Source organism: Hyalangium minutum (genome assembly GCF_000737315.1).
GTDB classification, from domain to species: domain Bacteria; phylum Myxococcota; class Myxococcia; order Myxococcales; family Myxococcaceae; genus Hyalangium; species Hyalangium minutum.
In genome coordinates this window covers 369103-382638 of record NZ_JMCB01000005.1, presented here as the reverse complement: position 1 = coordinate 382638, position 13536 = coordinate 369103, and the positions used below count along the sequence as shown (strand labels likewise).

Here is a 13536-nt window from a genome sequence, read left to right as displayed (position 1 = left end):
GTCACTTCCCCTCCGTCGTGTACGCAGTTGGATCCGGGACTCCCGCGTCCTCGAAGCCCTTCTTGCGCAGCAGGCAGCTGTCGCAGCGCCCACAAGCGCGGCCCTGGGTGTCCGGGTCGTAGCACGAGTGTGTCATCCCGTAGTCTACGCCCAGCCGAACGCCCTCGTGGATGATCTCCGCCTTCGTCATCCCCGACAGCGGCGCGTGGATGTGGAAGCGCGCACCCTCCACGCCCGCCTTCGTCGCCAGGTTCGCCAGCGTCTCGAAGGCCCGGATGAACTCCGGCCGGCAGTCCGGGTAACCGCTGTAGTCCACCGCATTCACGCCAATGTAGAGATCCTGCGCCCCCACCACCTCCGCGAGCCCCAGCGCCAGCGAGAGGAAGAGCGTGTTGCGCGCCGGCACGTACGTCACCGGGATGCCGTGCGACATCTCCTTCTCGGGCCGGTCCTTGGGCACCGGGATGTCCGCCGTCAGTGCCGAGCCGCCCACGCTGCGCAGGTCGATGTTCACCACGCGGAAGTCCCTCACGCCCATGCTGGCGACCACCTTGCGCGCCCGCTCCAGCTCCACCGCGTGGCGCTGTCCGTACGCAATGCCGAGGCAGACCGGCTCGAAGCCCGCCGCCTTCGCCATCGCCAGACAGGTGGTGGAGTCCAACCCTCCCGACAACAACACCACAGCCTTCTTCATCAGTTCACCTTGATGCCTTCCACCGTGTACACAGCCTTGCAGGGCTTGGTGCACGTGCAGTTGCTCGTGCCGGGGATGAAGTCATCCGTCAAGGTCCCGCACGCGCGCTGCGCGTCATATCCGTTGGGCGTGGGGCCCGGCGGCTGAGCGCCTCCGTCCTCTGGCACGCCTCCGTCCGCCTGCAGCCCCGAGCACCTGCGGCCCACCAGCTCGTCCTGGCTGTTGCTCAGGAGGACCGTGTCCAGCGTCTCCGCCACCTTCGAGCCCGAGCAGCCCGAGCCGCAGTTCTGGAAGGCCGCCGCCACCTCGTGCGTGGACACCACCCGCTGGCCCTCGTACTGCGCCGAGCGCGAGAAGCCCTGCACCGTGAAGAAGCCCTTGCCGCCGTCCAGCTCGCGCGAGTACGTGCCCTCGAAACGAATGAAGCCTCCGTCACCGAGGTTCACGGGCTCGCCCGGCTGCCCCGTGCACGTGGTGCGATTGCGGTCAATCGTGGCATCGAACCGGAACGTCCCCAGCACTTGATCGCCGGGGTACACCGGGTCGGAGAAGCAGGCCACGGCCACCAGCGCCAGGACCGGGGAGGATGCGAGGACAAGTCGTCGGAGGTGCATGCGAGCGCGCAGCCTACACGAGCTCGAGCACCGTGAGGGCCACCGCGCGGAAGGCCGGGTTGGCGGACAGCACCGCCCCCTCGTCCACGTCGCTCGGGTCTCCGCCGCGCATGTCCGGGTCCAGCCGCGCCAGCACCCGCCCCGCGGCCAGCGAGGCTGGCACCGCGCGGAAGGCCTCCACCGCCGCCTGCTCCAGACCCTCGGCCGAGCCCGGCTTCACGAGCGCAATGCCCTTCTCGCCGAAGCTCAGCGCCAGCGCGCAAAGGTAGCTCAGCTCCACCGGGCCGAAGCACCCCAGAGCCCCTGCTCCCAGCACCAGCTCGTCCGGGCTGGCGAGGTACGCCTCCACCCCTCCCGAAGGATCCAGCAGCAGCTGCGGGTTGCCCGCGCCCAGCTTCTTCAGCGTGGGCCGGAGCGCTGCGTACAGCCGGGGCAGCGTCTCCTCCGTCACAGGCACCGCGCCCGAGGGCGTGGGGTGGCGGAAGGTACCCGGCGGGGGCAACGGCATGACGTGCGCCGAGGGAGCAGGCGACTCGCTGGCGGACAGCGCCGCGGCGATGCCATCCACGCGCTCGGCGGCCTCGTTCCGGCCAAGCTGACGCAGGGCCTCCGCGTACAGCGTCCACCCATCGATATCGATGGTCTTTTCCTTCAGCAGCCCCGGCCACAGGCGCACGGCCAGACTGGCGCCCTCGTGCGAGGGAGCGAGCCGCTCGGCCACCAGGCGCGTGGCCTCGAGCGAGAGGGCCTCCCGCGACAGGAGCCGCTCGGCCAGCTTCACCGCGAACGGGATGAGCTGCGCGTCCAGGTAACCCCGGAGGATGGACTCCAGCACCGAGGGCTCTTCCGTCAGCCGCTCGCGCAGCTGCAGCGCCTCGCCCGTGAGGCCGCGATCCACCGCCAGCCGCACGCGCCGCTGGAGCCGCTCGGGCGTCTCGGGCAACAGCACGAGCTGGGCCGCCGCGTCTCCCGGCCGCTGGAGTGCCTCGTAGGCATCTGCCATGCGCTCGCGGTAGGGCTCCACCGCCTCGGCGCCCGCCAGGGACTCCAGGCGCCCGGCCAGCTGAACGAAGGCCTCGGCGTCATCCTTCTCGTTGTAGAGCGCCAGCAGGTGCTTCACCGCCGGCAGGCACGTGGCGTCCTCCGCCAGGGTGCGCTCGAAGATGTCCCGCGCCCGCGCCTTCCGGGCGTTCGTCAGCAGCAGTTCGCCCAGCTCCAGCCGCAGGGCCACGCGCGCCGAAGTGTCCGTCTCGCCCTCGACAAGCTGGGACAGGGTGTGCTCGGCATCCTCGTTGCGGTTTTCGACACGCTCCAACTGGAGGCGCTCGCGCAGGAAGGCCGCACGGCGCTCCGGCCAGCCCTCCGCCACGGCGCCCAGCGCCTCGAGCTTCTCCTCGGTGGGCAGCACCCGGACTCGGACGAGCACCGCCTCGGAGAGCTTCTCCGGCAGCTTGCCGATTCCTGGCAGCAGACTCGTGAGCCGGGTGTCGAAGTCCGGGCCCGAGGCCAGCGCGTCGAAAGCGCTCAGGCGCAGTTCCACAGGTGCCTGCTCCGCATCGAGCACCTCTCCTCGCAGCGTGACCGCGAGCTCGTCGTCGCGCTCGGCGCGGAGGTCCGCCAGCCGCAGCAGCCCTTCGCGCTCGTCCTCGGCGCGCAACGCCTCCACGAGTCTGTCCACGTGCGAGGCAGCCACCTCTGGCGCCGCCACGAGCGCCCAGAGCGCCTCGCGCACGCGCGCCGAGTCCCCTGCCTTGTCCGCCAGGGCCAGAGCTTGCGCGGACTCTCCCGCCTTCATCGCGGGCCCGAAGCCCACGGCGACCGCCCGGGCCGGAGCCCCGAGCCGCAGGAAGCGCTCGGCCAGCTCGGCGGGCGTCTGCGCCCCCGGTGTCTCGGAGGCAATGCGCTCGGTGACCTCCAGGGCCTCGGCCTTCTCTCCGGCCTGCTCCCAGAGCTCGGCGGCCTCCAGCAGCAACTGGGGCTTCTCCTCGGCCGTGGCGGCACGAACCGCCAGCAGCAGGGCCTTGGCCGCGCGCGGAGTCTCTCCCGAGGTGCGGTACAGCTGCGCCAGCAACCGCAGGGTGGGCACCTCGGGCGCGAGGGCCGCGGCAGCCTTCGCCGCCTTCACCGCATCAGGAATCCGGCCCGCGGTCTCGAAGTCCGTCGCCGCCAGGACGAGCAGCTCCGCCTGAGCCGCGCCCTCGGCGAGCTCGGCCCGGGCCGCACGGACCTCTGCGCGGCGGGAGGGCATGTCCTCCAGCAGCGGCTCCAGCCCCTCGAGCGCGTCGCCATAGCCAGAGCCCGAGGCGCCCCGCTCCACCACCGCCTCCAGCATGTCGCGGGCGAGCTCGTCCTGACCGGCAGCGCGAGCAAGCGAGGCGATCTCCAGCCTCATCAGCGAGGCCTCGTCCGAGTCCTTCGTCTTCTCGACCAGCCGCTGCAGGGCCTCCAGCAGGCGCGCGTTGTCACCGCGCTGGCGCAGGCCCTCCACGAGCTTGCGCAGCGCCGCCTCGTTCGAGGGGTCTGCCTCCGCGGCCCGCAGCAGCAGCGTCCAGGCGCGCTCGGGCTCGGACAGCTCGGTGTCGGCCACGTTCGCGGCGGCCAGCAGCAGCTCCGCGGCGCGAGAGCCTCCCGCCGCCGTGGCACCGGCCTCGTAGACGTCGAGCAGCTCCGAGTGACGGCCCAGGGCACGCAGGCCTTCCACCGCGCGATCGATGAGGGTGGAGTCCGCCGGGCGAATGCGCGTCAGCGGCAGCAGCGCGTCGATGGCCGCCTTCGGATCATCGAAGAGGTCCGCGGCACGGCGGTAGAGGACCTCGGCCGTCGGCCCCTCGGCCTTGCGCGCGAGCAGGAGCGACGTGCGATAGAGGCCCTCGGTGTCGCCCGTGCGCGAGTACGCCTCCGTCAGCAGCGACAGCGCCTCCCTGCCGCGCTCGCCCTCGGGGTCCAGCGAGACCACGGCCTCGTAGGCATCCGCCGCGTCCCGGTACGCGCCCGAGGCGAGCGAGGCATGCCCCAGCCGAAGCCAGGTCTGCGCGCGCAGGGGCACGGGCAGCGAGGCCTCTACGGCCAGCAACCGCCGATCGTAAGGCTGGGCCGCGATCGGACCACCGCCCTGAGCCGCCAGCTCGGCGCGCGCGGACAGAGCCTCCACGTCCTCACCGGCCTGGGCCAGGTACGCATCGAAGGCCTCGGCGGCCAGGAGCGACTCACCGGCCTGCAGCAGGCGGTTGGCACGCTCGCGCAGCAGCGGCAGCGCCTGCTCGGAAGACACGGCGGCAGCGCGCTGGGCCAGCAGCTCCGCCAAGCGGCGCACGTCTCCGGACATCCGCTCACGCAGCAGCTCGAAGGCCTGGGTGTTGGAGGGAGCCAGCTCGAAGGCCCGGTCCTCGCACAGGAGCGCGCGCTCCCGGGCGCCCGCGTCGCGGAACGCCTGGGCGGCAATGAGGTAGCTCTCGGCAGCCTCCGCGGGCTGCTGACGCTCTGCCCGGCGCAGCATCAGCGCCGCGAGCGACTGGGGGTCCGCCGTCTCGACCAGGAAGTCCCGGTGGCGGGTGAAGACAGGCTCGCGGAACGGATCGGCTTCCAGCAGGAGCGCGTCGAACTCCGCCGCGTCCTCGCTGCGGCCCACCTCGTGGAGCAGGTCGGAGGCCTGAGCGGTGAGCTCCAGATCATCCGGCTCAGCGGCACGCGCGGCGAGCAGCGCGGCGGCAGCGGCCTCGGGACGGCCCGCGCGATCCCGGTAGAGCGTGGCGGCGCGGCGCAGCAGCAGCGCACGGCGTCCCGTGTCCGACTCCTGCGCGGCGGAGTCCTCGTACCAGGCGGCCAGTTCGGCCATGCGCCCGTCGTGCTCCAGCAGCTCCTCCAGGCGCTTCTGGGCCTCGGCCAGGGAGCGGTCGCGGCGCAGCGCGTCCCGGAGGAAGTCCTCCGCCTTGGCCGAGTCCGCCAGGACGCCCAGGTAGAGCCGCGCCAGCCGCAGGAGCACCCCACCCTGCTCGTGCGCTCCGGCCTGCAGCGGCAGCATGCGCTCCAGCCAGCGCGCCTGCGTGGCCGCATCCTCGCGGCGGGCCGCGAGCGACTCGCCCATCTGCGTCGTCTCGAGGTCCGCGTTGAGCCGGAACGAGCGCTCCAGGGACTCCTCAGCCGCAGGGAGGTCCAGCTTCACATCCCGCAGCAGCTCGGCGCGGCGGCGCTCGTGCGCGGCAGCAGCGGCGGGCTTCTCCTGGGACTCCAGCAAGTCCCTCAGCTCGCTAAGCGCCTCGAGGGCCTCATCGATCCGGCCCACGTCCTCGGCGAGCCGGGCCTCCTCACTGTAGGCCGTGACGGCCGCGTCCAGCTCCTCAAGCTGAACACTGAGCGCGGCGATCCGGCGCAGCTCCGCGAGCAGCTCCTGGGTGCGGCCCTGCTCCCGGTAAAGCGCGGCGAGCTTCTGGCGCAGCGGCAGCGGCTGGGCGGAGATCTCCGCCGCACGGGCCAGCAGCGAGGCGGCCACGTCCACATCCGCCAGCGAGGCGCGGGCCCGCTCCGACAGCGCCACGAGCCGCTCCACCGCATCCTGCGAGGGAGGCAGCGACCGCGCGTGGGTAACGAGCACCTCGAACGCGCTCCGGGGATCCTGCTTCTCGAGGAGCGCGGCGAGCCGCTGGACGGCCAGCTCGTCCCGAGGGCTCTGCTCGGTCAGCCGGCGCCATGCCCTCACCGCGCGCTTCGTGTCTCCCGCGCGCTCGGCCAGCTCACCCAGACGGCGGAACGCGGCCTCCGCCTGCTCCGGAGCCTTCGCGAAGTCCACGGAGGACGCGAGCCGTTCCTGGAGCGGCAGGGCCTCCTTCACATCACCGTGCAGGAAGAGGAGCTCGGTGAGCACCTCCAGATCCGCGCCGTCCGCAGACAGAAGCGTGTGGGCACGGCGGACCATCCGCAAGGCGCGCTCGGGCTCGGAGGCGGCGCGGGCATGGGCAGCACCCTCGCGCAGAAAGGCAGCGGCCTCCTCGGGCTCGGCGTTCTCGGCGGCGGCCTCCAGCAGCGAGGCGGCCTCCAGCAGCTCGCCGTTCTCGACGATGAGCGAGACGAGCCGGCGGCGCACCTTCGCGTCATCCGGAGCAAGGCGCAGGGCCTCACGCAGCGAGGCCTCGGCGGGGCCGGGCTGGTTCAGCCGATCGAGGTACAGCCCCGCGAGCTCGGAGTACAGCGAGGCAGCGGTCGCGGCGGGCGCATGAGGCGCCTCGGAGGCAAGGAGCGCGGCCAGGCCCGCCCAGTCCTCCAGCTCGCGGAGCACGCGCTGCAGCGCGGCGGTGGCGCCCGGGTGACGGGGTGCCAGGGTGAGCGACTCGTGCAGGCTCTGCGCGGCCTCGGCGCGCTTCTGGTGCTGCTCCAGCAGGGCAGCGCGGGCGAGCAGCGCCTCCACGCGGCGAGACACAGGGCCCTGGCGCGCGGCCTCCGCGAGCGCCTCGGCCTCGGCGTCCGGTTGCCCATCCCGGCGGGCGAGCAGGGCCAGGGAGAAGAAGGCCTCACAGCGCTCGGTGGCAGGGAGCTCCAGCGCGACGGCGGCCCGCAGCGCCTCCCGCGCCTCGGCGCGCGCATCCTTCTCCATGAGCGAGGCGGCGATCGCGAGCAGACGCTCCCGCGCGCGCTCGCCCAGGCTCGACTCGGAGGCCACGGCCTTGCGCCACGCGGCCAGCTCGGCGGACTCGTCGCCAGCCTCACGGGCCAGCTCGGCCAGGGAGATCAGCAGCGGCGCGGGACGACGGGCGAGGCGGGCGGCCTCGGAGTAGTCATCCCGTGCGGCGATGACGCGGCCCGCGGAGCGGTGGAGCGCGGCACGGCGGGCCAGCAGCTCGGCGCGGTCCTCGCCCTCGGCGGCGGAGATCTGGGTGCTGAGCAGGGTGAGCCGCTCGGCCTCCTGCTCCTCGGTGCCCGCGCCCGGCGGCGGGAGCAGCGACAGGAGGGACTGCGCGGCCCACAAGTCTCTCGGCTCCTCGACGAGCAGTGCTCGCAGGGCGGAGATGGCCTCGTTGGGACGGCCCAGGGCCAGGGCCAGCTCCGCCAGCTCGCGGCGGGCATTGCGCTGGGCCTCTCCGGAGAGACGGGGCCACAGCGTGGTCAGCAGATCCGCCAGTGCCTCTTTTGCGCCGACCTTCCGGTGCAGCACCGCCAGCTCCAGCTGAGCATCGAGGTCCGCCGGAGCCTGGCTGCAGTACTGCGCCAGCAGGCGGCGCGCGGAGTCCGTGCGACCCGAGCGCACCGCAGCAGTCGCGGCCTTCCGGGTCAGCGAGAGCAGCTCTTGCTCGCGAGGGCTGTCCGGATCCGTGGGAGGCAGGGACAGGACGGCCTCGAGGTCCTCCAGGGCCCCGCGAGGATCCGTGGGCAGGCGCAGCTCGCCCCGGCGCATGCGGGCGGGGGCGAAGGTGGCGTCCTTCTCGAGGGATTCGGCGAGGAAGGCCTCCTCGCGCGTGGTGCCCGCGGACAGGAGCGACGCGCGGTAGAGCAACTTGGCGCCCGCGCGGATGTCGGCGAGCAGGGCGGCCTTGCGCGCATAGAGCTTCGCGGCCTCCAGCTTCTCGCCGCGCTCCAGTTCAAGCTCGGCCAGCAGGTCCAGCACCTCGCCCGCCATGGGGCCCTGAGGATCGGCCTCGATCGCGGCGGACAGGCGCAGCAGGGCGCCGGGCTTCTCGCCGCGCACCAGCAGCAAACGAGCGCTCTTGAGGAAGAGGGGCGCGGCCTCCACGGTGCGCTCCGCGGCGACGAGCGCCTGGGCGCGGGTGCCCCACAGCTCTGCCAGCTCGCGGGTCTCGCCGACCTCCGTATAGAGGGCCTCCAACCGGGCGGCGAGCGCATCGTCCAGGCGGCGCAGCGGGAAAGCCTGTGCGTACGCGGCGATGGCGCCCTCGCGGTCTCCCAGCAGCTCGCACGCACGGCCCAAGCGGGCACGGATGTCGGCGAGCCGCTCGGGAGCGGCGGTGCGAGGCAGCGAGGCCAGCAGCGTCTCCAGCGCGGCGCGAGCGTGCTCCGGCCGCTCGCAGCGCAGCGAGAGGTCCGCGAGGTCCAGCAGCACGGCGGGATCGGGCGCGAGGCGCGCGGCCTTCTCCATCGCCACGAGCGCCTCACCGATGCGGCCAAGCCGCGCCTCCAGCACTCCCGCCAGCTCCCGGAGCGCCGAGGACGCGAGCCGCTTGTCACCCTGGGCCTCGGCGACGCGCGCGCGCTCTTCCAGCGCGAAGGCCAGCCCGGCCATGTCCGAGCGCTTGCGCTGGAGGGTGCACAGCTCACCCAGCGAGGGCAGATCACCCGGCTCGGCCTTGAGCACCTCCTGCAGCGCCTGGACGGCGAGCTCCAGATCAAAGGTGAGATCGCGCGCGGCCACCGCGAGGCGGCGGTACTTCTGGGCGCGCTCCTTGGGCTCGGGCGTCAGGCGCGCGAGCGCGGAGAGGCAGCGGGTGAGCAGGCCGCCATCACGCCGGGCCTCGGCCAGGGCGAGCATGGCCTCCAGGGCGGGCTTGTTGTCAGGGTCCGCCTCGATGGCGGAGAGAAGGAGGCGCTCGGCCTTTTCGGGCTGCTGGAGCCGTCCGCGATACAGCTCACCGGCCTCGGCCCACAGGTTGGCGCGCTTGACGGGCTCCTCGTAGACAGCGGCGGCCTTCTCCAGTGCCTCCGCCAGCTCCAGCGCACGGCCGGTGGCACGGAAGTACGGAATCAGCTCCTCGAGAGCGGTCAAGTCGCGCGGCTCGAGAGCGAGTGCGGCCTCCAGGTGGTCGCGGGCGCGCGCCGGGTCTCCCAGCTTCGTGCGAGCCAGCCGCGCCATGGCGTGGTGGCTGGAATGCGCGGCCTTGCGCACGGACTCCGAGCGCGGCGCGGGGCCCGCCAGCTCCAGGGCCTGCTGATAATCCGCGAGCGCTTCCTGCACCTTGCCCAGGCCCTCGGCCACACGGCCGGCGGCGAAGAGCGGCTCGGGAGAGCCGGGCATCAGCGTGACGGCCTCGCGGTAGCGCAGCAGCGCGTTGTCGAGCTGCTTGAGGCCCTCTTCCCACACCCGGCCCGCGAGCAGGTTGGCCTGCCCCACGCGGTCGAGCTCATGGCGGGCCAGGGCCACCTCGCGCAGCCGGTCCAGCGCCTTGAGGGCGCGCAGGTGCTCGCCGTCGCGGTGGCACAGCTCGCCGAGCAACAGCAGCGCATCCGGCTGGTCCGGAGCGAGCCGCAGCGCGGCCTCGCAATGCAGCCGGGCACCAGCGATATCGTCCTCGGTCTGGGCGCACAGCTGGGCCAGGTGGACGTGGGCATCCGCGGCCTCAGCCGGGTCTCGCGTCAGCGCGGCGAGGCGGCGATAAGCGCGCACGGCGCCGGCCCGGTCCTTCGCCTGGTCCGAGGCGCGAGCCAGGGCTTTGAGCGAAGGCAGGTGGTCGGGCCGGAGGCCCAGCAGCTCATGGAGCGCCTTCACCGCCACGGCGGGCGCGGTGTCGCGCGAGCAGCGGGCAGCGGCCTCGGCGGCGAAGAAGGCCGCAGCCTCCTCGGAGGTGCGGCGCGAGAGGGCGCTCAGAGCCAGATAGCGCTCGGCGGCACGGGCTCCCTCGCCCCGGCGCTCACGCACCACGGCCTCACCCCAGAGGGCGGCAGGGCTCTTGTCCCGGCGGCGCAGCAGGGAAGCCGCCACATCGAGCGCGAGATCGTGCGCCTGAGGATCCGCGACGAGCAGCGACAGCAGCCGCTCGGCGGCGAACGGGTGCGCATCCTGCGCATCTCCGCTCTGAAGATAGGCCTCGCGAGCATCGGCAAGCCGGCCCTGGGCAATGAGCGCCTCGGGCTCGGCGAAGGCCCGAGCGCCTTCCAGCGTCATCAGCAGCTCATCATCTGGGGCCGAGGGAGGCGGCAGCCCCCCGGAGGCAAAGCGCAGGCGCAGGCCCTTGCTGGACACCTCCGCGGCGGACAGGCGCGCGTTGTCCAGCTCGGGCATCTTGAAGCCGCGCGTCACCGACGCCAGGCGGCACAGCTCGGGCAGCACGCGGGTGGTGAAGCCCGTGGCGCCCTGCACCTCCATCTCCGGCAGCAGCCCCAGCGCCGAGACGGCCGAGGCAATGATGCCGGGCACCTGCACCGAGGCCGTGGGCGAGAACCCATACAGCCGCACGTCATAGATGTAGAGGGCGAGCTTCTCGCCATCCCCATCGAAGGCCACCTTGAAGGTGATGGGGGTACGCTCCGGGCCCTGCAACCGGGCCTGGCCCTCCACGTAGCCGGGGCGGAAGTGGAGCTTCAGGTCCTCGATGCCCGCGAGCCGCCCGGCCAGCTCCCCGATCTTCCGCGCCACCAGGTCGGCGTCGACGGTCAGCTCCAGGAAGCCGAAGTTGAGCTTCTTGCGCTGGTAGCGAGACGGCCCCGCACTGACGTTGAAGGGGAAGGTGACGTCCGGAATCTGTAGCGCGAAGTCCGCGATGGTGAGGCCCGGCGCGAGCGGCAGCGGCGGGAAGCCGACGAACGCGCGCCGGTCCAGCAGCCGGAGCTCGGGGGCGGCGGCGCCCGAGTCGGGCGCGGGCTTGGGGGAGTCGCTTTCGGTGGCCATCGGGGTGAGGGGCAGAGGGTACCACGGTGGCTAAGCCCTCGAAATTTTTACCGTTCCCCCGGCCGAGGAGCAGACAGCGAGACATCGCGCGGCGCACGAAACTCGGACAAGATGGGCAGCGGTGCTCTCCCCCGGCTCCCTGGTCCTCGAAGGCCGCTTCCGGGTCCTCCGGCCCATTGGCTCCGGCGGCATGGGCGAGGTGTACCTTGGCGAGCAGGTCTCCTTGGATCGCAAGGTGGCGATCAAGGTGCTCCACCATGATCTGCACAAGCAGCACGGCATGCTGGAGCGCTTCAAGCGTGAGGCCCGCCTGCTCTCGGCGGTGGAGCACCCGGCGGTGGTGCGCATCATCGACTTCGGCGAGACGGATGACTCGGCCTGTCTGGTGATGGAGCTGGTGGAGGGGCAGAGCCTGTTCGAGCTGCTCCGCAGCGGCCCTCTGGACCCCTCACGAGCGCTCCAGGTGCTGCGCCAACTGGCCGAGGGGCTGGCAGCCATCCACGACAAGGGAATCATCCACCGGGACCTCAAGCCGGAGAACGTCTTCCTCTCCCCTACCGCCCGAGGCGAGCATGCCCGGCTGCTGGACTTCGGCATCGCGCGGCTCGTCGAGCCGGACGCCGACAGTGCCGTGAGCCAGGTGGGCGTGGTGCTGGGCACTCCCGAGTACCTGTCCCCCGAGCAGGCCATCGGGGCCCGGGTGGATGCGCGCAGCGACCTCTACTGTTTCGGAGTGGTGGCGTACCGCATCCTGTCTGGGCGGCTCCCGTTCCATGGGCCGGATGCGCGCAAGTACATCGCGCAGCATGCCAACGTGGCGCCGCTGCCGTTGGAGCAGGCCGCACCGTGGCTGGCCTCGCACCGCCCGCTGGTGGCGCTGGTGATGCGGCTGCTGGAGAAGAATCCGGAGAACCGGTTCCAGAACGCGCACGCGCTGGCAGAGGCCCTGGCTGCCATCGCTTCCGGTCCGCTCCCGGCCCTCACACCGCCTGGCACGGAGCTGTCCAGCGGGGGCGCTCCAGTTCCTGTCCCCAGCGGCACGGCGGCCTTCGGAGCCACGTCGCCCGGACCCAGTCCGTCCCCGGGTCCCCTCCCCCCCACGGGGAGTGGCACAGCCGTCTTCGGTCTGGCTTCGGATCTCGCAGTCTCTCCATCGCCGACCGCAGCGCCGCCACTGCCTCAAGGCGCCCCCACCTTCTCGGTTCCCTGGCAACGGGAGCACGCTCCGAGCAACTCCCCCTCGAGCGGAGCAGCCACTGCGAGCCCCGCTGTTCCCTGGGATTCTCCCCCGCCGCCCACAAGCAGCAGCACGGCGGCGTTCGGCGTCGCCGCTTCTGCACCGCAGACATCACCTCAGACCGGAAGCAACACAGCAGTTTTCGGAGTGCCCCCGCCTGCTTCCCCGTTGCCACCTGCGGCAACTGGCAGCGAGACAGCCGCTCCCGTCACATCCGCGCCGCAGCCCGCGCAGCAGCAGCAGCCTTCGGTGCTCTTGCGCCGCCGGACTGGCCGGCTCGGGGGACTGGGCCTGACCGTGGGCCTCCTGCTCGTGGGCGGCGTGGGAATCTGGCTGTGGGAGCGGAGCACGGAGGTGCAGGCCCGGCGGCTGTTGGAGGCAGGCAAGCCCGCCGAGGCAATCCGGCGCATCGACGCGGCCTCCGCATCGGATCGCAAGGAGCCCTCTGTCCGCGAGCTGCGTGCGTTGGCCCTGCACGCACTGAAGAAGCACGACGATGAGCACGAGGTGCTGCTCGGCCTCCCCGCAGACCACCGGAAGGACCTCGAGGACCCGACGCTCGACGGGCTCGCGGAGGACTTCGGCGCGGACGAGAACGACAAGGCGCTGCGCAAGCTGCTGAGCTCACTCCCGAAGGACGGGCTGCACGACCACTTCGAGACGCTGGCGGAGGGCCCGGCCTCCTCGAAGCAGTGGGGCGCGCTGCGCTACCTCGAAGCCTCCCAGGACACGGAGGGGCTGGATCTGGTGGAGCTCTACTCGACGGCGCTGGCCCTGGAGAACTGCGAAGTGCGGGCCAAGGCGGCGCGGAGGCTCGGAGCGCTGGGAGACAAGGACGCGGTGCCCGCGCTCAAAAGAATCGCCGAGCAGCCCAAGGAGACGGCGCCGCTCGGCGAGAAGAACTGCGGTCAGGATGAGGCAACCGCCGCGCTGCAGACGCTGCAGAAACCGAACTGACGCAAGCCTGCGTCAGTCATCCCACTTGGCGTGGCCCCTCTTCTTGCCGCGCCCGCGGCCATCATCATCGTCCCAGTCATCGTCACCGCGGCCGCCGCCCTTGGCCTTCACCTTCTCATCGACGCGGAGCAGCGCGCGCGAGTACGCCTGATAGTCGAGGTGCACATGGCCCTTGGCACCGGACGCGAACGCGCGGAACTTCACCTTCCACACGTCGTTGCCCGTCATGTGGGCCTCCTTGAGCTGGCAGTCGTATCCGCGCGACCGGCAGAACTGGAACCCGAGCCCCACGGCCTCGTCATAGTTCATCGCCCTCGAGGGGGGCGGAGGCGGAGGTGAGCCCGGTGCGCGCCGCGCCGGGACGACCACGCAGGCCTGAGACAACAACAGGACACCCACGAGCATGAGGATTCGCATGCCCTCTCCATACGATTCCGAGGGCAGGGGCTACAAACCCACACACTCGCAGCGTGTCCCTTTTCACGCG

The 13536-nt window shown here is 72.2% G+C and carries 5 protein-coding genes; 1 reads left to right on the top strand and 4 read right to left on the bottom strand.

Annotation, left to right across the window (positions count from 1 at the left end):
• Position 1 precedes the first annotated feature (1 nt).
• The 3 genes from queC to DB31_RS15070 are packed head-to-tail and all read right to left on the bottom strand — an operon-like array spanning position 2 to position 10855.
• Positions 2 to 697, bottom strand: coding sequence for a 7-cyano-7-deazaguanine synthase QueC (gene queC / locus DB31_RS15080; protein ID WP_205628513.1), 696 nt, complete (start codon positions 695 to 697; stop codon positions 2 to 4).
• Positions 694 to 1308: a hypothetical protein gene (locus DB31_RS15075; protein WP_044187928.1), complete on the bottom strand. Its 615-nt coding sequence runs from the start codon at positions 1306 to 1308 to the stop codon at positions 694 to 696. The genes queC and DB31_RS15075 overlap by 4 nt, the downstream gene beginning before the upstream one ends.
• Before the next feature lie 13 nt (positions 1309 to 1321).
• On the bottom strand, positions 1322 to 10855 hold the full coding sequence (locus DB31_RS15070; protein ID WP_044187925.1) for a flagellar hook-length control protein FliK: 9534 nt from the start codon (positions 10853 to 10855) through the stop codon (positions 1322 to 1324).
• A 121-nt stretch (positions 10856 to 10976) separates the two neighbouring features.
• Here DB31_RS15070 and DB31_RS49925 point away from each other — a divergent pair, with 121 nt between their 5' ends.
• Complete coding sequence (locus tag DB31_RS49925) at positions 10977 to 13049, top strand: serine/threonine-protein kinase (protein ID WP_052419974.1); 2073 nt, start codon at positions 10977 to 10979, stop codon at positions 13047 to 13049.
• Positions 13050 to 13061: 12 nt separating this feature from the next.
• Here DB31_RS49925 and DB31_RS15060 read toward each other — a convergent pair whose 3' ends face one another.
• Entirely contained in the window at positions 13062 to 13466 is a 405-nt protein-coding gene (locus DB31_RS15060) for a hypothetical protein (RefSeq protein WP_044187923.1), read from the bottom strand.
• Positions 13467 to 13536 lie beyond the last annotated feature (70 nt).

Bases quoted from the DNA above. Each gene is read 5' to 3' on its own strand.
- DB31_RS15075 (WP_044187928.1), bottom strand. From the start codon at position 1,308: ATGCACCTCCGACGACTTGTCCTCGCATCCTCCCCGGTCCTGGCGCTG.
- DB31_RS15070 (WP_044187925.1), bottom strand. From the start codon at position 10,855: ATGGCCACCGAAAGCGACTCCCCCAAGCCCGCGCCCGACTCGGGCGCC.
- DB31_RS15060 (WP_044187923.1), bottom strand. From the start codon at position 13,466: ATGCGAATCCTCATGCTCGTGGGTGTCCTGTTGTTGTCTCAGGCCTGC.